At 32.4% G+C, this 19417-nt stretch carries 19 protein-coding genes; 15 read left to right on the plus strand and 4 right to left on the minus strand.

What is annotated here, in order from left to right; translation table 11 throughout:
* The first annotated feature begins 110 nt into the window (after positions 1-110).
* The 6 genes from miaB (at position 111) to HNQ03_RS12000 (ending at position 7070) form a co-directional block, all read left to right on the plus strand.
* Complete coding sequence (gene miaB / locus HNQ03_RS11975) at positions 111-1541, plus strand: tRNA (N6-isopentenyl adenosine(37)-C2)-methylthiotransferase MiaB (RefSeq protein ID WP_173779924.1); 1431 nt, start codon at positions 111-113, stop codon at positions 1539-1541.
* Positions 1542-1760: 219 nt separating this feature from the next.
* Complete coding sequence (locus HNQ03_RS11980; RefSeq protein ID WP_173779925.1) at positions 1761-2849, plus strand: PDDEXK nuclease domain-containing protein; 1089 nt, start codon at positions 1761-1763, stop codon at positions 2847-2849.
* Positions 2850-2884: 35 nt separating this feature from the next.
* Positions 2885-4171 carry a sigma-54 interaction domain-containing protein gene (locus HNQ03_RS11985; protein WP_173779926.1) on the plus strand — a complete coding sequence of 429 codons (1287 nt, stop codon included), beginning with the start codon at positions 2885-2887 and terminating at the stop codon, positions 4169-4171.
* A gap of 5 nt (positions 4172-4176) precedes the next feature.
* Positions 4177-4896 (plus strand): hypothetical protein, encoded by a 720-nt coding sequence (locus tag HNQ03_RS11990; protein ID WP_173779927.1) that lies wholly within the window; start codon positions 4177-4179, stop codon positions 4894-4896.
* 25 nt (positions 4897-4921) lie between these two features.
* Positions 4922-5449, plus strand: a complete 528-nt coding sequence (locus HNQ03_RS11995) for an LptE family protein (RefSeq protein WP_173779928.1) — start codon at positions 4922-4924, stop codon at positions 5447-5449.
* A 1-nt stretch (position 5450) separates the two neighbouring features.
* Positions 5451-7070: a hypothetical protein gene (locus tag HNQ03_RS12000; protein ID WP_173779929.1), complete on the plus strand. Its 1620-nt coding sequence runs from the start codon at positions 5451-5453 to the stop codon at positions 7068-7070.
* A 2-nt stretch (positions 7071-7072) separates the two neighbouring features.
* Here HNQ03_RS12000 and HNQ03_RS12005 read toward each other — a convergent pair whose 3' ends face one another.
* From HNQ03_RS12005 to HNQ03_RS12020, 4 genes are read right to left on the minus strand one after another with little or no spacing between them, the layout of a single operon-like run.
* Complete coding sequence (locus HNQ03_RS12005) at positions 7073-7684, minus strand: DUF4126 domain-containing protein (protein WP_173779930.1); 612 nt, start codon at positions 7682-7684, stop codon at positions 7073-7075.
* A 41-nt stretch (positions 7685-7725) separates the two neighbouring features.
* Positions 7726-8088: a ribonuclease P protein component gene (gene rnpA, locus HNQ03_RS12010; protein WP_173779931.1), complete on the minus strand. Its 363-nt coding sequence runs from the start codon at positions 8086-8088 to the stop codon at positions 7726-7728.
* A complete protein-coding gene (locus tag HNQ03_RS12015) occupies positions 8085-8819 on the minus strand; it encodes a tRNA threonylcarbamoyladenosine dehydratase (RefSeq protein ID WP_173779932.1) in 735 nt (244 codons plus the stop codon). The genes rnpA and HNQ03_RS12015 overlap by 4 nt, the downstream gene beginning before the upstream one ends.
* A complete protein-coding gene (locus HNQ03_RS12020; RefSeq protein WP_173779933.1) occupies positions 8812-9438 on the minus strand; it encodes a TatD family hydrolase in 627 nt (208 codons plus the stop codon). Before HNQ03_RS12020 ends, HNQ03_RS12015 begins: the two co-directional genes overlap by 8 nt.
* Positions 9439-9519: 81 nt before the next feature.
* Between HNQ03_RS12020 and HNQ03_RS12025 the strand changes: the two genes are divergently transcribed.
* The 9 genes from HNQ03_RS12025 to HNQ03_RS12065 all read left to right on the plus strand — a co-directional run bounded on the left by HNQ03_RS12025 (position 9520) and on the right by HNQ03_RS12065 (position 19378).
* On the plus strand, positions 9520-10149 hold the full coding sequence (locus tag HNQ03_RS12025; RefSeq protein WP_173779934.1) for a TetR/AcrR family transcriptional regulator: 630 nt from the start codon (positions 9520-9522) through the stop codon (positions 10147-10149).
* A 105-nt stretch (positions 10150-10254) separates the two neighbouring features.
* On the plus strand, positions 10255-11250 hold the full coding sequence (locus HNQ03_RS12030; protein ID WP_173779935.1) for an outer membrane protein assembly factor BamD: 996 nt from the start codon (positions 10255-10257) through the stop codon (positions 11248-11250).
* 42 nt (positions 11251-11292) lie between these two features.
* Entirely contained in the window at positions 11293-11610 is a 318-nt protein-coding gene (locus HNQ03_RS12035; protein ID WP_173779936.1) for a DNA-directed RNA polymerase subunit omega, read from the plus strand.
* Between the two features lie 115 nt (positions 11611-11725).
* Entirely contained in the window at positions 11726-12928 is a 1203-nt protein-coding gene (gene coaBC, locus HNQ03_RS12040) for a bifunctional phosphopantothenoylcysteine decarboxylase/phosphopantothenate--cysteine ligase CoaBC (RefSeq protein ID WP_173779937.1), read from the plus strand.
* Positions 12929-12965: 37 nt separating this feature from the next.
* Positions 12966-13868, plus strand: coding sequence for a type IX secretion system protein PorD (gene porD / locus HNQ03_RS12045; protein WP_173779938.1), 903 nt, complete (start codon positions 12966-12968; stop codon positions 13866-13868).
* Positions 13869-14077: 209 nt separating this feature from the next.
* Positions 14078-15727, plus strand: a complete 1650-nt coding sequence (locus tag HNQ03_RS12050) for a DNA repair protein RecN (RefSeq protein WP_173779939.1) — start codon at positions 14078-14080, stop codon at positions 15725-15727.
* A 10-nt stretch (positions 15728-15737) separates the two neighbouring features.
* Positions 15738-17030, plus strand: a complete 1293-nt coding sequence (locus tag HNQ03_RS12055) for a peroxiredoxin family protein (RefSeq protein ID WP_173779940.1) — start codon at positions 15738-15740, stop codon at positions 17028-17030.
* 76 nt (positions 17031-17106) lie between these two features.
* Entirely contained in the window at positions 17107-18576 is a 1470-nt protein-coding gene (locus tag HNQ03_RS12060; protein WP_173779941.1) for a DUF5687 family protein, read from the plus strand.
* Positions 18577-18658: 82 nt separating this feature from the next.
* A complete protein-coding gene (locus HNQ03_RS12065) occupies positions 18659-19378 on the plus strand; it encodes an ABC transporter ATP-binding protein (RefSeq protein WP_173779942.1) in 720 nt (239 codons plus the stop codon).
* Positions 19379-19417: the final 39 nt, after the last annotated feature.

The raw sequence follows: 19417 nt of genomic DNA on the forward strand, positions 1-19417 counted from the left end.
AATATAATTACGAACAGGAAGAAATAAAGTTTAATCTGCCATTCTGTCCCATTTTTTATATCTTTGCATTTGCATTAAGCCTAAAGCTTTTTGCTTAAAGCAAGAAATCAATGGAAAAATATATAGACGAAACAAAACAAGGCGAAGCAATTGCACTTGCAGAAAGACCAGAAAATGGCAAAAAACTTTTTCTGGAAAGTTATGGCTGTCAAATGAATTTCTCAGATTCAGAAATTGTAGCTTCTATCTTAAATGATCAAGGTTACAACACTACAAAAGTTCTAGAAGAAGCAGATTTAATTTTATTAAATACCTGTGCAATTCGGGATAAAGCTGAGCAAACCGTGAGAATGCGTTTGTCTCAATTTAAAACATTAAAAAAAGAAAAACCAAGCCTTACTGTAGGAGTTTTGGGTTGCATGGCAGAACGCTTGAAAACCAAATTTCTAGAAGAAGAACAATTGGTAGATCTTGTAGTTGGTCCAGATGCATACAGAGATTTGCCCAATTTATTAAAAGAAACCGATGATGGAAGAGATGCCATCAACGTGATTTTATCCAAAGAAGAAACGTATGCAGACATCAATCCGGTTCGTTTAGGTGGAAATGGCGTAACCTCTTTCGTTACGATTACAAGAGGTTGCGATAATATGTGTACTTTTTGCGTAGTTCCCTTTACCAGAGGAAGAGAAAGAAGCCGAGATCCACATTCCATCATCGAAGAATGTAAAAATTTAGCAGAAAACGGCTACAAAGAAATTATGCTTCTTGGGCAAAATGTAGATTCTTACTTATGGTTTGGTGGAGGTCCAAAAAAAGATTTCAAAAAAGCTTCAGAAATGCAACAATCTACCGCAATTTCTTTTTCACAATTATTAGAAATGGTTGCCATTGCAGTTCCTAATTTGAGAATCCGTTTTTCTACATCCAATCCGCATGATATGACGGAAGACGTCTTCCACATGATGGCGAAATACAAGAATATTTGCAACTATTGCCACCTTCCAGTTCAAAGTGGAAGCGATGTAATTTTAGAAAAAATGAACCGTCAACATACACGAGCAGAATATTTGCATTTAATCAATAGGGCCAAAGAAATCGTACCTGGAATTTCATTTTCCCAAGATCTAATCATCGGATTTTGCGGCGAAACCGAAGAAGATCATCAATTAACTTTAAGTTTAATGCGCGAAGTTGGTTTCGATTATGGCTATATGTTTTCTTATTCTGAAAGACCAGGAACACCCGCTCACAAAAAATTTGAAGACGATATTTCCGCCGAAGAAAAGCAAAGAAGATTAGCAGAAGTCATCGCTTTACAAGGCGAATTGTCCCGAAAAAGAATGGAAGGCTACGTTGGAAGAAACCACGAAGTTTTGATAGAAGGAATTTCTAAAAAGAACAAAAACCAATGGAAAGGCAGAATTTCCGAAAACGCAATGTGTGTTTTTGATATGCAACCCGGGCAAAAATTAGGAGATTTCGTGCAAGTTTATGTACACGGAAACACGCAGGGAACTTTGTTGGGAGAAACCGTATAATGTAATTGCGATCCCGATAAATATCGGGAAAAGCAATCTATTTGGGTAGCAATTTGACTACGTCGAAAGCTTATTTAATATTTTTTTATGGCAGCAATTTCCGCCTTCCGTTCCCAATCTTTTTTTTTCAAATGCAAAAAAAAAGGATTTCCACTCAAGTTGGGCTGCAAAGTATCGCAAGTTGCAAGAGTTTAGATAAAATGTAAGATTAAATTTTAAATGAAAGATTTACAAAACCCACAATTGCTACAAAATATTTCCGCATTATTAGAAAATGCAAGGAAGAAAGTTGTTATTGCTGTAAATCAAACCATCGTTCTTACCTACTTTGAAATAGGCAGAATGATCATAGAAGATGAGCAAAACGGAGAGAAACGCGCAAAATATGGAGAGAATGTATTGAAAGATTTAGCGAGTCATTTAACGCATACATTTGGAAAAGGTTTTTCTGAAACGAACTTGCGTCAAATGAGAAATTTTCATCTTGCATATTCAGATGCGAATCAGCCGACGCTGTCTGCTGAATTGCAAAACCGAATGTCACAGACACTGTCTGCTGAATTGCAAATGGACGAAAATCAAAATTTTAGAGCAAAAGTTGCGAAAAAAACGTTCACTTTAAGTTGGTCTCATTATTTAAAATTAATGCGGATAAAAGACATTAACGAAAGAAATTTCTACGAGATTGAAAGTTTTAAAAACAATTGGAGTTTGCGAGAATTGCAAAGGCAATATGATTCTGCATTGTATACAAGACTTTCTTTAAGTAAAAACAAGGAAGAAATTATTCAACTTTCAGAAAAAGGTCAAATAATTGAAACTGCAAAAGATGCCATAAAAGATCCTTATGTTTTAGAATTTCTGGGAATACAAGAAAATTCTAACTATTCTGAAAGCGAATTAGAACAGGTTTTAATAGATAAATTAGAACATTTCTTGTTAGAATTGGGAACAGGTTTTACCTTTGTTTCTCGCCAAGAGAGAATCACTTTTAATGAAAAGCACTTCCGAGTAGATTTGGTGTTTTACAATAGGCTATTGAAAAGTTTTGTTCTGATTGATCTAAAAATTGGTGAATTAAAACACCAAGACATAGGACAAATGCAGATGTATGTTAATTATTACGATAGAGAAGTAAAGCTTCCTGCAGAAAATAAAACCGTCGGTATTATACTATGTCAAGATAAAAACGAATCTTTAGTAAAATATACTTTGCCTGAAGAAAATGAACACATCTTTGCAAGTAGGTATATGACAGTTCTTCCCTCAAAAGAAGATTTCAAAAAATTATTGGAAGAGAATATTTAAATAATTATCGCCCACCATTCAATATTTACAAAAAAATGACAGAACTACAATCCATAAAAACGCGCTTCGGCATCATCGGAAATTATCCTGTTTTGAACCGAGCTTTAGAAAAAGCCGTGCAAGTTGCACCAACCGATATTTCTGTTCTAGTAATGGGAGAATCTGGTGTTGGGAAAGAATATATTCCCAAAATAATCCACGGAGAATCTCGCAGAAAACACCAACCTTATATTGTAGTAAACTGTGGTGCAATACCAGAAGGTACAATAGATTCAGAACTTTTTGGACATGAAAAGGGTGCTTTTACCGGTGCAACTGCAACAAGAAAAGGATATTTTGAAGTGGCAGATGGTGGAACTATTTTTTTAGATGAGGTAGGAGAATTGCCTTTGCAGACGCAAGTTCGTTTGTTGAGAGTTTTAGAAAGTGGCGAATTTATGAAGGTCGGATCTTCTCAAGTACAAAAAACGAATGTGAGAATTGTTGCAGCTACCAATGTGAATATGATGAGCGCCATCAACGATAATAGATTTCGGGAAGATTTGTACTATCGATTGAATACTGTACAAATAGATATGCCTGCTTTGCGAGAAAGGAAAGGCGATATACACTTGCTCTTCCGCAAATTTGCCATAGATTTTGCGGAAAAATACAGAATGCCAGAACTAATTTTAAGCGGGGATGCAATACAATATTTAGAGAGTTTTCCCTTTCCAGGAAACATCCGTCAACTGAAAAATTTAGTTGAACAAATGACCGTGGTAGAAAAGGAAAGAACCATCAATGCCGTAAAACTTTCGGAGTACATTCCGTTGCAAAATCAACTTCCTGCCGTTATCAACAAAAATGGAGAAGCCAGCAATTCTAGCTCAGAATTTAGCAATGAAAGAGAAATTATGTACAAAATCCTCTTTGATATGCGCAATGATATAAATGATTTAAAATCCTTAACTTCGGAGCTTATAAAAAATAAAGATAATTCGGATTTTAGCAATCAAGAAAAGAGCTTAATAAGTAGAATTTATACTCCAGAATCTGGACAAAATACCCAAAATTCTTTGCTCTATTTTGAAGGTGGAAACAAGCAAAACTATGCAAATTCTACCGCGGAATCTGATGATAAAGATCATTTTGAAGATGTAGAAGATGTGGAAGATGTAGAAACAAAACCAGAATCTCTTTCTCTTCAAAATAATGAAAAAGAATTGATAGAAAAAGCCCTGGAAAAACACAACGGACGTAGAAATAAAGCTGCTGCAGAACTTGGAATTTCGCAAAGAACGTTATACAGAAAAATAAAACAATATAACCTAGAAGAATAAAAACTATGAACACTATGAATAACTTCAACCCAAAACAAATTGAATTCAAATTTGGAGACTACATCAGCCAAGGCTTTGAACTTTTTAAAAAAGACATCTGGAACTTTGTAGTTGCATATATCTTTGTAATGATCATGTCTATGATTCCATTTTGCAATATAATGGCAGTTGGGAATTTTTACAAATATTGCAGAAAAAAAAATAGAGGAGAAGAAGCAACTCCATCAGAAATTTTTAATTTTGATCAATTTGGAACCTATTTTATATTAAATTTAATCATTATAGGATTGTCGCTTTTTATAGCAGTTCCTTATTTTATGTTTATTGGTAGTATGGCAACTTTGGGAGAAACTGGCGAAGTTTCTGCAGTTTCTTCAGGATTATCTATGATTTCTGGCTTGTCAATTTTTGTGGGGGTAATTGTAATTTATTATTTAATGTTGAAAGCATTTTACATCACAGGTTTAATTTCATTAGAAGGCGAAAATGATTGGAAAAAGGCCTGGGAAAAATCTAAAATAATGACGAAAAATAATTTATTGATGATTTTATTATTCGTTTTTGTGATCAGTTCTATTGCTCAATTGGGTATTATGGCATGTTGCATTGGTATATTTCTTACAATGCCATTATCCCAAATTTGTAGTTATGTTGCTACAGAAGACGGCCTAAATCAAATAAAAAATGATGAAATTAACGAAATTGGAATTACAAAAAGTTATTAATTAATTTCTCTTCAAAAAAGAATTTATGTTCAAAATAGTAAGAATTTTTTCACTTTTCACTTTCTCTTTTATTCTTTTTGGCTGCTATAGTTTCACAGGATCTTCTTTGAGCCCAGAAACTAAAACAGTGCAAATAAATGAGTTTAGAAATAATGCTGCACAAGTAAACCCAACTCTTGCGCAGCAATTCTCTATTGATATACAAAATAGATTTCTACAAAGAACCACTTTGAAAGGAACGAAAGAAAATCCAGATATTTTGATAGAAGGCGAAATTACAGATTATAGTATCACGCCAACCACCATTTCTACTTCTGTAAATGCTCCTGGCGGAAATATACAAGCAGCACAAAATAAACTTACCATAACCGTAAAAGTACATTATGAAAACAATGTACCTAATGAAAAAGATAAAAGCTTTGATAGAAGCTATACAGATGAGGTGGTTTTCAGCAGTGCATTAGACATTACAGCGATAGAGGCTTCGCAAGTGAGGTTGGTGAACGAAAGAATCATTAATAAAATATTCAACGATATTGTAGCAAATTGGTAGTATGAAGGCAAGAATTTTAGAATTAATAATCAATCCAGAAAGTATTGAGAACGAAGATCTTCCATTATTACAGGAAGAAATCTCCGTTCAACCCTATGCTCAAAGTTTGCGAGCGTTATATCTTTTGGGGATAAAAAAATATAATTCTACAGAATTTCAAAAAGAACTTTCTACCACTGCAGCTTTCACTACAGACAAAAAAGTGCTTTATCAATTCATAAACGGAGAAAAATATGAGGCGAAAAGTCTGCAAGATGAACAAGAATCTGTAGCAGAAAATATTGAAGAGTCGCCAAAAGCAATTGAGGAAATTTCTATAGAAAATACCAAGGAAAACACCAAGGAAAATACCGAAGAAGGAAATTGGCTTGCAGAAATTCCAAGAAAGGAAATTCCTAAAGAAGTTGAAATAGATGGCGCCGTAAACAGGATTTTATTTGAAGGTGAAGAAAATTTTTTAAACGAAGAAAACGATTTAAAGATAGATCTAGAAGCAACAGCAGAATCTGGCGTTTTGGTCGCAGAAAAACAAGGAGACGAAAAAATTGAAACCTCTAAACCAATAATCGATAAAGAGAAATCTCCCGAAAAATTTAAAAATGATTTGCTTTCTATAAAATCTGAAATTTTAGCTACCGAAGCAGAAAATAGCACAGAATTAAATGTAGATTCAAAAAATGAAATTATTGAAGAGGAAGTAGTGGAAAATATAAATATGCCAGAAGAAAGCTCAATAATTAAAGAAAAACTGCCAGAAAATAAATATGAAATAGAACGTAAGAAAATGGCGGAAGAGATTGAAAGAAAAATGTCTCAACTAAAAAAAACTACGCAAAAATTAGATGTTATTGTGGAGAGTGAAGAGCAAAATGCCACTGTAAATTTCTTTCATTCGCAAGAATTTTTAATCAAAAATGAAACAACTCAAAACTTAGAAAATGAATTGGTTGTAGATAATAATTTAAACGAAAAATCAAAGGATGCTATTGAAGAATCAACAGGTTTAAATTTTGAAAATACTTCGTGGGAACCAATGCACGAAAAAGAAAAGACAGCTTCAAGATTTAAAAAAGACACGCTTTCGGAGAATGTAATTGATGAAACTGCACCAGAAATCATTCCGGAATCTGTTGTAGCAAATACAGAAATTCCAGCCTTAAACATTTCATTTTTCACCCCAGAAATTTCTTCTATTGAAAAGGAAGAAACCATAGAAGAGCCAATTGTAGAGCTTGTTGAAGAACCAAAAGAAATTGTGAAAAGTAATATCCCTATTTTTATTAATACTTGGCAAAATTGGTTGAAAATAAAACGACCAGAAGAGGTAATAGAGGAAAATTTGCCAATTGCTAAGGAAACTAATAAACTAGATGCTATTGAAAAATTTATAGATAATGCCCCAAAAATTTCTAAATTTAAAGAAGATAACGACTATAAAATTCTAGAAAAAAAGGATGATATTACACATTTGATGACGGAAACTTTAGCCAATCTTTTTTGGACACAAAAACTATATTCTAAAGCAACCAACGCCTATAAAATTTTAGGAGAAAAACACCCTGAAAAATTAGAATATTACCAAAGTAAAATCGAAGAAATACAAGCTTCTAGACAAAAATAAAATTAAATTTTTAGCTGAGGATCCTTATTTTTATTTCTAAATTTTCTATATATTTTTTTACTGTAAAAGAAAACTAATATCACCAAAATAATGGCGATAAAACCTGCGATAATAGGTGCGAAAATTGTGAGAATGCTAAGAATTCCAGCTCCTGCAGTTTCGCCTGTCGCAACTACAGAATTCCCGATTCCGCCAGTTGTAGCACTAGATACAGCTCTTGTCCCAGCAAAGCCAGAACTTATTGTGGCTGCAGTTCCACCACCTGCAATCAATGCTAAAGACCATTGTGGAAAAGTGCCCAAATCTGCAAATTGACTCGCAAACAAAACCGAACCAGCGATGGTAGCCAACGGAATGGAAATGGTATCTAAAAGTGAATCTACAAAAGGAATGTAATATGCCAAAATTTCTACAATCATGGCAATTCCGGTCGTAATTAAAGTGGGCAATCCAGAGAGCCACTCAAAACTATCCGTCATCGGAATCCAACCTAAATAAGAGGCAAGACTTACGGCAAACATGGGCAAGAATACCCGAAATCCAGAAGCAGCAGCCAAACCAATACCGATGAAAGCCGGCAAAATTGCACTCAAAAAAGGAATATTATCTAGCATTGTTAGTATTTTATCCAAACAAATGTAGCAAAAGAAATTCACTATTTTTTGCGAGCCTCACAAAATTCTAGAAATGCCTTTTCGATTTCAGCATAATGCAAAGGTTTTTCAGGCGAAATATAGAATAGCATCGCAATTTTATTATTTCCAAAGGCATCTTTGTACAGGTCTTTATTTAAGCGATATACCTCTCGCAACAATCTTTTTATTCGGTTTCTATCCACCGCTTTTTTATAGAGTTTCTTTGCTACAGAAACTCCAAATTTTGGCGAACTTTCTGCTCCATGTTTCACAAAAACAATACGCAAAGTGCCATGAGAAAACCACTTTCCTTTTTTGAAAAGCAATGCTGTATCGTCTTTACCTTTTAGTTTTTCGTGTTTTGGATATCCTTGCGTTTTCAAATTTCTGTGTGTTTTTTTAAGATAAAATTGATGGTTTCTGCGGCGGCATACAAACCAAAAATTGCAGGCATATAGCTTATAGTTCCGTAAAAAGATCTTTTGTAATTTGCGCCATCCGTTAATTGAAGGCTTTTATCGTCTTGTATTTCTGTAGAAAATACGCAGCGAATTCCTTTGTTTATTTTTGCTTTTTTCAATCTTTTCCTCACGGTTTTTGCCAAAAAACAACTGGTAGTTTTGCTAATGTCTAAAACCTTTACTTTAGAAGGATCCATTTTTCCGCCAGCTCCAAAACAACTCACCATTTTTACGCGATTTCTTTTCGCCATTTTGATGAGTTCTACCTTCGGGGAAACGCTATCGATACAATCTACAATATAAGAAAATTGGGAATTTTTGAATAAATTTTCCATCATTTCTGGTCCCAAAAATTCTGGAATTTCTATCAGATTTAATGTAGGATTGATGTCTTTCAGCCTTTCTGCTACGATTTCTATTTTTTTCTTTCCAATTGTGGAATGTAATGCGGGCAATTGTCTATTGATGTTGGTAATATCTACCTCGTCTCCATCCACTATCGTTAATTTCCCTACTCCTGCTCGTGCCAAAAATTCTGCGGCAAAAGAGCCAACACCTCCTAAACCAACCACCAGAATGTGAGCATTTTCCAAAGCTTCAATTCCGTTTTTTTTTATTAAAAGTTCTGTGCGTTCTAGCCAACTTTTATCCATTAATAATAAATTCTAAATTCTTATTGATTTGATTTTTAATAGTTTTCAAACTTTCACTCCTTATTTCTGCTATCTTTTCATACAAATTTTCAATGTCGAAATCTGCATCATCGGTTTCAAGAAAATATTTTTCTTTGGGAATGTTCTTCACTATTTCTTGCAAAGATACATTGTGAAGTACAGCTTTTCCAAAACTTAAAAGAAAATCTTCTTTTAATAATGCATCTGCAACTGCCGTATTTTTATTAAATCCATGCATTATCAAAGGTGTTTTTGCTATTTTTCTGAAAGGAATTAAATCATAATGCTTCCTCACACAATGGATGATTATAGGTTTTTTTAAAGAGTTTGCGATTACAATATGTTTTTGAAAAATTTTTTTCTGTATTTCCAAATCTATTTCTACAAGACCATCTAGTCCACATTCTCCAATTGCAAAGCAGTTTATGTTTTTAGTAATTTCTTCTAACCAGAGAAATGCTTCATCATTATTTGATGAAATATCTTTTGGATGAAGACCTGCCGAAAATGGAAAATCTACCGCATTGCCAAATAATGGTATATTATAAATTCCGTTTTTGGTATTTATGTGATGATGATGAAAATCAAAATAGGTCATAATTTATTATTAATGGTCAAATTTTTAAACATTTGTTTCAACTACTATTAAAATTACTTAAATTTACTCAAACATTCAATAATGAAAACAACTTTTACAGAGAAACAAATGCATATTTTGACCGTTGCAGAAGAATTAATAGCTAAAAAAGGTTTTGAAGGTACTTCTGTGAGAGATATTTCTTCAAAAGCTAAGATCAATGTTGCGATGATTTCCTATTATTTTGGCTCCAAAGAAAAAATGATGGCAAATCTTTATCATTTCAGAGTTCAAAAAACGAGAGAGCATTTCGCGGAATTTGCAGAAACCATAAAAGATGGAAGACCAGAAATGCAGATGCGAGAAATCATCAAGTATTTGACAACGCAACTCTTTAAATATAATTATTTCCACGGCTTCGTTACCCAAGAATTACGACATACAGAGCATTTAAAACAAGATTTGCTAGATTTCTACAAACTTTGCGTAGAAAAAATAGATGAGATTATTAAAAAAGGAGTAGTGACTGGTACATTCAGTTTTGCACCAAAACCAGAGGATGTTCTTGTTAATATTCTAGGTTCTACACTCTTTACGATCAGAAATAAAAATTTTATAGAACTTTCTGTACCCTTTAAAAATGAAGAGCAATATATGAAAGAGGCAGAAAAAAAACTAAGAAATAGCCTTACTTTTACCACTTTTGCTATTTTGGGGTATGTAATTGATTAAAATAAAGTTAAAGTCTCACAAATAAAATTTAATTGATAAAATTATTTTATTTTTGCAAATTGGTAAACTACTTTTTACGTAAAGTAAAACCTTACAAATTTATTTATGAAAAAATACATTCTTATTCTTCTTGCATTTTTTACTGTTGCTGCTTGTAATTCTCAATACGATAAAGCGATGAAAAGCGCAGATAAAGATCTGATAATAAAAGCTGCAAACGATTATTACGCCAAGAAAAAATGGACAAAAGCATTAGGTCTTTATGAAAGAGTAACCAATCTTGTTTCTGGTACAGATGAAATGGCAAACGTGGTTTATAATACAGCATATGCAAATTATTACGACAAAAACTACAAATTAGCAGGTTATCAATTTAAAAACTTCTCTGTGAGTTTTCCGCAAGAGGATAGAACAGAAGATGCAGCTTACATGTCTGCACTATGCTACTACAAAGGTTCTATGCAATATAATCTAGATCAATCTAGTACAGACTCTGCCATCAACGAGCTTCAGAACTTCATCAATAATTATCCTGAATCGGAGAAATCCAAAAATATTAATGATTTAATAGATGAACTTTCTTACAAATTAGAATTTAAAGCGTACGAAAATGCAAAGCAGTATTACAAAATGGGTGAATACAAAGCTGCAAACGTCGCCTTCGAAAACGTACTGAACGATTTTCCAAGCACAAAATTGAGGGTTGATATTGTAGATTACCTAATGAAAGATCGATTTGAATTGGGTATGAAATCTAGTTATGATTTGAAGGAAGAACGTTTAGAAAGTGCAATAGCATATTCTAAACAGCTAGAAAGAGAGTTTCCTAATACAGATACGAGCAAAGATGCCGTAGCAATGAGAAAGAAACTAGAAGCTGAAAAAGTTTCATTTGGAAAATTAAAACTAGAAAGAAATTTTAAAATTGCAGAGCTTACAGCTAGACAAAAACGTGAAGAAAACCGATTGGCAGATAAAAACAATAAGGAAGAAAACATGAAAAATCAGGAAAAAAGCGAAATCAATACAAGACAATCTTTACGTGATAGTGCAAAAATTGCAACACCTCCACCAGCAGCAACTTTCAAAATTAAAAGATAAGTTGTAGATTTGCAAAATCATTAGATAAATAATATACTGAAAATGAGCGTAGAAAAATCCACAGCAGAATTAAGTACCATAACATATGATAGAAATAAAATAGAAGCGAACGTAGGTTCCATCTATGAAGCTATCGTTATTATGGGAAGAAGATCCGAGCAGATAAATGCAGAAATTCGTACAGAATTGCACAATAAATTAGATGAGTTTGCAGTACATAATGCAACTTTGGAAGAAGTTTTTGAAAATAGAGAGCAAATAGAAATCTCTAAACATTACGAAAAAATGCCAAAACCTACATCAATTGCTATTGCAGAATGGTTGAATGATGATATCTATTACAGAAAAACGGATAAATAAAATCCATTTTTCTTACAATACCAAAAGCCGCAAAAATTATATTTTGTGGCTTTATTTTTTATTTAAATCAGAGTTTCTCAAAATTTCTGTAAATTAGTACCATCAATTAGACAACATGATTTTTCAAGGAAAGAAAATTTTAATCGCGATTTGTGGTGGTATTGCTGCCTATAAAATAAATCTACTCATACGTGATTTTGTAAAAGCAGGAGCAGAAGTCCAGATCATTATGACCGAAGATGCAGAGAAATTTGTTTCAAAAGTTACACTTTCTACACTATCTAAAAATCCTGTATATTCTACATTTTATGATCAAAATGGAACTTGGCACAACCATGTAGAGCTTGCCTTGAACGCAGACGTCTTCCTAGTCGCTCCTTGTACAGCAAACACTTTGGGCAAAATGGTACACGGAATTTCCGATAATCTTGTTTTGGCAACGTACCTTTCCGCGAAATGTCCAGTATTCATCGCACCAGCAATGGATTTGGATATGTATGCACATCCTTCTACCCAACAAAATTTAGCAATGGCAGAAGATTTTGGAAATATCATTATTCCTGCAGAATCTGGGGAATTGGCAAGTGGTTTGAATGGACTTGGAAGAATGGCAGAACCAGAAACGATTGTAGCATTAATAGCAGAATATTTTAGCGCATTTAATATAGAACAAACATTCTTAAATAAAACTACCCTCATAACGGCAGGACCAACATACGAAGCTCTAGATCCTGTAAGATTTATAGGAAATCATTCCTCTGGAAAAATGGGATTTGCAATGGCAGAGGAAGCTGCGAATCGTGGTGCAAATGTTATTCTAATTTCTGGCCCTACAAATTGCAAAGCTAAAAACGAAAATATAAAAACCATCAATGTGGTTTCTGCAAAAGATATGTTTGCAGAAGTTTTCAATTATTATCAAGAGGTTGATATCGCTATTGCTTCTGCCGCAGTTGCAGATTATGCGCCAAAGATAATAGCAGATGAAAAAATTAAAAAAAATGATCTTAATTTTACGCTAGAACTGATCAAGAACCCAGATATTTTGTTGGAAATGGGTAATCAAAAAAAGGATCAGTTTTTGGTAGGTTTTGCACTAGAAACTGAAAATGAAGAAGCAAATGCCAAAGGCAAATTGAAAAAGAAAAACCTAGATATGATTGTTCTAAATTCCCTCAGAGATAATGGAGCAGGTTTTAAAGGGGATACCAACAAAATAAAAATAATTACAGAAAACGACATCCAAGAATTTGGTTTGAAATCTAAAAAAGAAGTTGCAAAAGACATTCTGGATAGCATACAAAACATTTTAAAATAAAAATTTTAAGGTATCGTTATAGTAAAGCTAGAAAACAATGAAAAAAATATTATACATACTCACATTTCTACTTTTTGCGCAATTTGCAACTGCACAAGAACTTTTGGCAAACGTGAATATCAATACGCAGCAATTGCCAGGAAGCAATGTGCAAACCTATAAAGTGCTAGAAAGAGATGTTCGGGATTTTATAAATAAAACAAGCTGGACGGGCAAAACCCTAGAGAATTTTGAAAAAGTAAAGTGCAATTTCTCCATGATTATTACTGGTAGAGATGGAAATAGATTTAGCGGAAGCATCGTAGTTCAATCCGTTCGTCCTGTTTTCAATTCCACTTATGAGTCTCCCATTTTAAATATAAACGACACAAAAATGTCTTTCGAATACGTTGAAAATGAAAATTTAATTTTCAACGAAAGACAATTTTCTGGCAAAAATCTTACGGATATCATAAGTTTTTATGTTTATTTAATTCTTGGCTACGATGCAGATACTTTTCAACAAAATGGTGGTCAACAGCATTTTGCAAAAGCACTGCTGGTCTCGCAAAACGCGCAAAATAGAGGTTATGATGGTTGGAGCCAAATAGACGGTCCAAAATCTAGAGGTTCTTTGATAGACGATATCGTTAATCCAAACTTTGCGACTTTACACAATATCAATTATGCCTACCACCGTTCTGGTTTAGATAATATGTATCTTCAAGATCAATCTCAACCTAAAAAAATTATTGCAGACGCACTATTAAAATTGAAAACCTACGAAAGTACATTTCAACAAAATTATGCAATCAATCTTTTTCTAGATGTGAAAAGCCCAGAAATCTTTAATATTTTTGATTCCAACAATAACGGCGCTGTGAATATGCAAGAAATAAAACAATTAATGACGACTTTTTCCCCAAAAAATATAGATACAAAATGGAGCAAATGGAAGTAAAATTCTAAAGTTTTTTCCTATTTTTGGGCAGCTTAATCCACCTTCCAATCTCAAAACGAGGAACGAGTTTCGATGATTCAAATAAAAATTATGAATCAATCTTTTTGTTCCGCGTTGCTAGACAAAACGGATTTCATTCAAGTCGGGCTGCACAACGCTACTTTATCTCATCTTATCAATCATTATTTATCATTCATCAATCTTTCCAAATGCTTACAAGAATTTTTATCCAAAATTTTGCCTTAATAGAAACACTAGAAATTAATCTGCAAGATGGTTTGCAGGTAATCACTGGAGAAACTGGTGCAGGAAAATCAATAATATTGGGAGCATTGCGTCTAATTTTAGGAGAAAGAGCAGATTTGAAATCTATTGCAGATGCTGCAAAAAAAAGTGTAGTAGAAGCAGAATTTTCTATTCAAGACAATTTAAAATCTTTTTTCGAAAAAAACGATCTAGATTTTGAATCACAAACCATCATCCGCAGAGAAATTTTGCCCTCTGGGAAATCTCGAGCTTTCATCAATGATGTTCCCGTGACATTAGAAAACTTAAAAAAACTTTCCGAAAATTTAATAGATATTCATTCCCAATTTGAAAGTTCAAATATTTTTCAAGAAGAATTTCAATTCAAAATAATTGATGGTCTTTCCAAAAATAAAAGCTTTTTACCAGAGTATCAGGAAGTTTATGTGAAATACCAAGACTCTAAAAAAAGATTAATTCAATTAAAAAAAGATTTTGCAGAAGGAAATAAAGAAGCAGATTACAAAAATTTTCTTTTGAATGAATTGTTAGAAGCCAACCTGGAAGAAATGGATTTAGAAGATCTAGAAGATCAACTCAATACGCAAGAAAACGCAGGTGTAATTTCAGAAAATTTGAGCGAAATATTTGCCCGTTTAGATCAAGATGAAGTGGGAATGCTAGAATCTTATGCAGATATTCGCCAAAAATTATCTAAAGTTGCAGCACTTTCTCATCAATTTACAGAGTTGAATGATCGATTAGAAAGTAATTTCTTAGAATTCCGAGACGTAGTTTTTACGCTTCAAAACCTTTCTGAAGATATGGATTCTAATCCTGTTTTGTTGCAAAATTTAAGGAATGACATCAATAAAATCCAAACTTTATTTTCTAAACATCAAGTAGAATCTGTAGCAGATTTAATAAGAATAAAAAATGATTTAGACGGAAATCAACAAAATTTTCTAGATTTAGAAAATCAAATTGAAAAAGAAACGCAAGACTTAATTAAAATAGAAAAAATACTTTCCGAAAAAGCAAAAATACTTTCTGAAAATAGAAAAAAAAGCATTCCTATCTTTATTAAAAAAATGGAAGCTTTGCTTTTTCAATTAGGTTTAGAAAAAGCTAATTTTCAAGTAGAATTGCCAGAAATTGAAGGTTTTTCTAAATTTGGAAATGAATCTATAGAATATTTTTTCCGTGCAAATACCGGGTTTCCATTAAAGCCGATACAATCTGCAATCTCTGGTGGCGAACGATCTCGAGTGATGCTTGCTGTGAAGAAATTAATGGCAGAAAACTCTGAACTTCCAACGCTGATTTTAGACGAAATAGACACGGGTGTTTCTGGTAAAATTGCCAACGAAATGGGAAATGTGATGCAGGAAATGGCAAAAGATATGCAATTAATCGTCATCACTCATCTTGCACAAGTTGCTGCAAAAGGAAACCAAAATTATAAAGTTGTGAAAGAAGAAATTGAGGGCAAAACAAGATCCAACATTATATCTTTAAACCAAAAAGAAAAATTGCAAGAAATAGCGCAATTGCTTTCTGGCAGCAAAGTTACAGATGCAGCTTTGCAACAAGCAGAGGAACTGATGAAATAAAATACAAAACATGAAAAATTTTTTGACGGTATTTACCATTCTTATTTGCAATCTTATTTTTGCACAAAATGGCTACAAAATCACTGTGAAAACAAACGGAACTACAGATGATTTGCTGTATCTTAAACTATACAATGGTACCTACAGCAGCAATAATATTATAGATTCTGCTAGAATAGACTCCAACAATAAAACCGTTACTTTTAATCAAACTAAAAAAATTATTGGTTCCATTTATCGGCTTGAATTAAAATCTAATCCTAAAATAAAAGCGGATATTATAATAGAAAACAATAGTAAACCTATTTTTACTTTAGAAGGAAATAGTTTGTTTGCATTATCCACAGAAAATCAACTTAATAAAGATTTTTTAGCATACCAAAAAATGTCAGGAAGTAACGATCCAAAATTAGCTGCATTACAATCTCTTCAAAAAAAATCGCCCAATTCTGCGCTCAATCTATTTACAATTTTGGAGCAAAAAAGGTTGATGAAAATACCCGAAGATCTTTCTGCTAAAGTTTTGGTGAGAAATGAATTTTTCAATGGGATAGATTTGAATGATAAACAAATAAAATTGATGCCCAATTTTTTTCAAGTTTTGTATAGGTATATCACAATTTTGCCAGTTGATAATGATAATTATAAAGAAAATGTTGATATTTTGCTAAAAGGCCAAAATTGCGAGAGCAAGAATTTTATTTTTTATCTGGGTTGGATTTTCAAAAATTTAGAATATTTCAGTCAAAATAATATGAACGAAAGTTTTAATTATGTTTTTAATAAATATTTGAACGATGAAAAATGTATTAAAACGAATAAGATATTTTATGATCAAAATTTGCTAAGATTAAATTCTTTGGAAGCAGTTCAGATTGGATCGATAATTCCGCAAATAGAAATGCAAGCTTTTGAGGACAAAAACTATTTGCTTTCTAATATTTATTCGAAATCTAAATATACCTTTATGATGTTTTTTGATCCAGATTGTAGCCATTGTAATGAACAAGCTCCCAAAGTTGTAAAATATTTTGATGAATTGAAGTTGAAGGGAATTGATGTACAAACGATCTCTTTTCTAAACACGCCAAATGAAATAGATTGGCAAAAATTCACCAACGAATATATGAGAAGCGGTTGGATAAATGTAAAAAATAAAAATAGCAAAACAGATTATCAAGCAAAATTGCAAACGTACAGTAATCCAAATTTTTTCCTCCTTGATCAAAATGGAAAAATATTACTAAAAATTTTTAGCGAGCAACATATAAATAATATTATTTCAGATAAAGCTAAGGAATAAAGAGAATTTGCGTTGGAATATTGATGACTATTGTAACTTTTTTCTAAATTCTATACTAATAACTTAAAGTAAGAAAATGTACAGAAAACTATTGCGTTTAGAATTCAAAAATTTTTTTAGAAATCCACAATTGAGTGCCAATATTGCCATGAAAATTTTCATGGGATTTGGAATTATCTATTTTAGTTTGGCATTTATTGGTGCTGCTTTTGGTTTATTTTTCTTTGTAAGGAAAGAATTAAATGCAGATCCAGTGCAGATTTTTTGTCGTTATTTTATCTATTATTGGGCTGCAGATTTGCTGATCAGATACATGCTGCAGCAAATGCCAACGCAAAATATCAAACCCTTTCTCACTCAAAATATCACAAAGAAAAAACTCGTTTTGTATACCATCATCAAGACGATAAGTCATTTTTTCAACTGGGCAATTCTTCTATTTTTAATTCCATTTTGCGCATTGATGCTGTACTATGATTATTCTATCATTGGTACCATCGGTTTTTTTCTGGGGATTTTTTCTATAATACTATTTAATAATTTTTTAAATATATTATTAAACGGAAAGACGCTTGTTCTCGTCATTACATCCATTTTAATTTTCGGTTTAGCAGCTTTAGAATATTTTGGAATCTTTGCAATTTCCAACTATTCAGAATTGTTTTTTTATAGTTTGTACAATACAATAGGTGCTTTCGTCATTCCTTTAGCCCTACTATTTGCTGCTATGTATTTAGCTTTTAAAAGTATTTACGATGATTTTTATTTAGATCAAGGTTTAGAATTAAAGAAAGCTGAAGGCAAAACAGAAAATATAGAATTTCTAAATAAATTTGGAGTTATCGGTACATTTTTAAATAATGACATCCGGCTTTTGAAAAGGAGTAAAGCGGCAAAGCAAGCCGTTTTTGGCAGTTTAATGTTTCTGTGTTATGGTTTGTTAATTTACACACCTGGTTCTTTTTATCAGTCAGATTTTATGAAATTCTTCTGTGGCTTATTTGTTACGGGTGGTTTTGTGTTTATGTTTGCCCAAAAAGTTCCAGCATGGGATAGTTCTTATTATCCATTGATGATGACGCAAAATGTGCCCTACAAACAATACCTTAAAGCAAAATGGTCTTTAGTAGTAGTAGCTGTTTTGCTTTGTATGGTCGTTTCTACTGCTTATATTATATTAAGCTGGGAGTTTTATTTAATCATTTTTGCGGGCGGATTGTACAATATCGGGGTCAATTCTTATCTCACGTTAATTTCTGGTGCTTACAACAAGCAACCCATAGATCTAAATTCTAAAGCAAAATCTATGGGCGGCAAAAATAATTTTAATATTAAATTGATTTTAATGATGCTTCCACAAATGCTTTTGCCAATGGCAGTTTTTTCAGGGATGAAATATTTTTTTGGAATGACAGCAGCAATCGCTGCGATAGGTTTTTTAGGATTGATAGGTTTTCTGCTGAGAGATAAAATCTTTGATTACATCGTAAAAATTTATAAAACAGAAAAATATACTACTATAGAAGCCTTCAAAAAGACAGAATAGTTAATTTCAAAAGTTGATTTATCAATTGAGAAAAATTCAATGATAAGTTATTCAGTTATCATCAACCATTAATTATAAAATTATGATTTCAGTTCAAAATATTTCAAAAACCTACGGTGCAGTTTGCGTACTTAATATTGCATCTTTAGAAATTCCAAAAGGAGAAACTTTTGGTTTGGTAGGGAATAATGGTGCCGGCAAAACTACCTTTTTTAGTCTGCTTTTAGATCTGATAAAACCATCTTCTGGTAGCATTTCTATTGCAGATGAAAAAGTGAACGAAGGTGAAAAATGGAAAAATAAAGTAACCGCTTTTATAGACGAATCCTTCTTAATTGGCTATTTAACGCCAGAAGAATATTTTTATTTCTTAGGAGAATTGCGATCCCAGACAAAAGCTCAAGTAGATGAGTTTTTAAAACAATTTTCAGAATTCTTTAATGGAGAAATTTTGCAAGGAAAAAAATATATCCGAGATCTATCTAAAGGAAATCAGAAAAAAGTGGGAATTGTGGGAGCGTTAATTGGCAATCCAGAAATTATTGTTTTAGATGAGCCTTTTGCAAATTTAGATCCATCTACACAATTCAAACTAAAAAAACTAATTAAAGATTGGTCTGCAAACGAGCAAGTTACCTTCTTGATTTCCAGCCACGATTTGGCTCATACCACGGAAGTTTGCAACAGAATTGTCCTGTTAAATAAAGGCGAATTGGCGAAAGATATTAAAACTACACCAGAAACTTTACAAGAATTAGAAAATTTCTTTTCGGCATCTGTAAATGATAATGGTTTAGTTTAATTTTTTTGATTAATCTACATCTTTTTAAAGATATAAAAA

The organism is Frigoriflavimonas asaccharolytica (assembly GCF_013294015.1).
GTDB lineage: Bacteria > Bacteroidota > Bacteroidia > Flavobacteriales > Weeksellaceae > Frigoriflavimonas > Frigoriflavimonas asaccharolytica.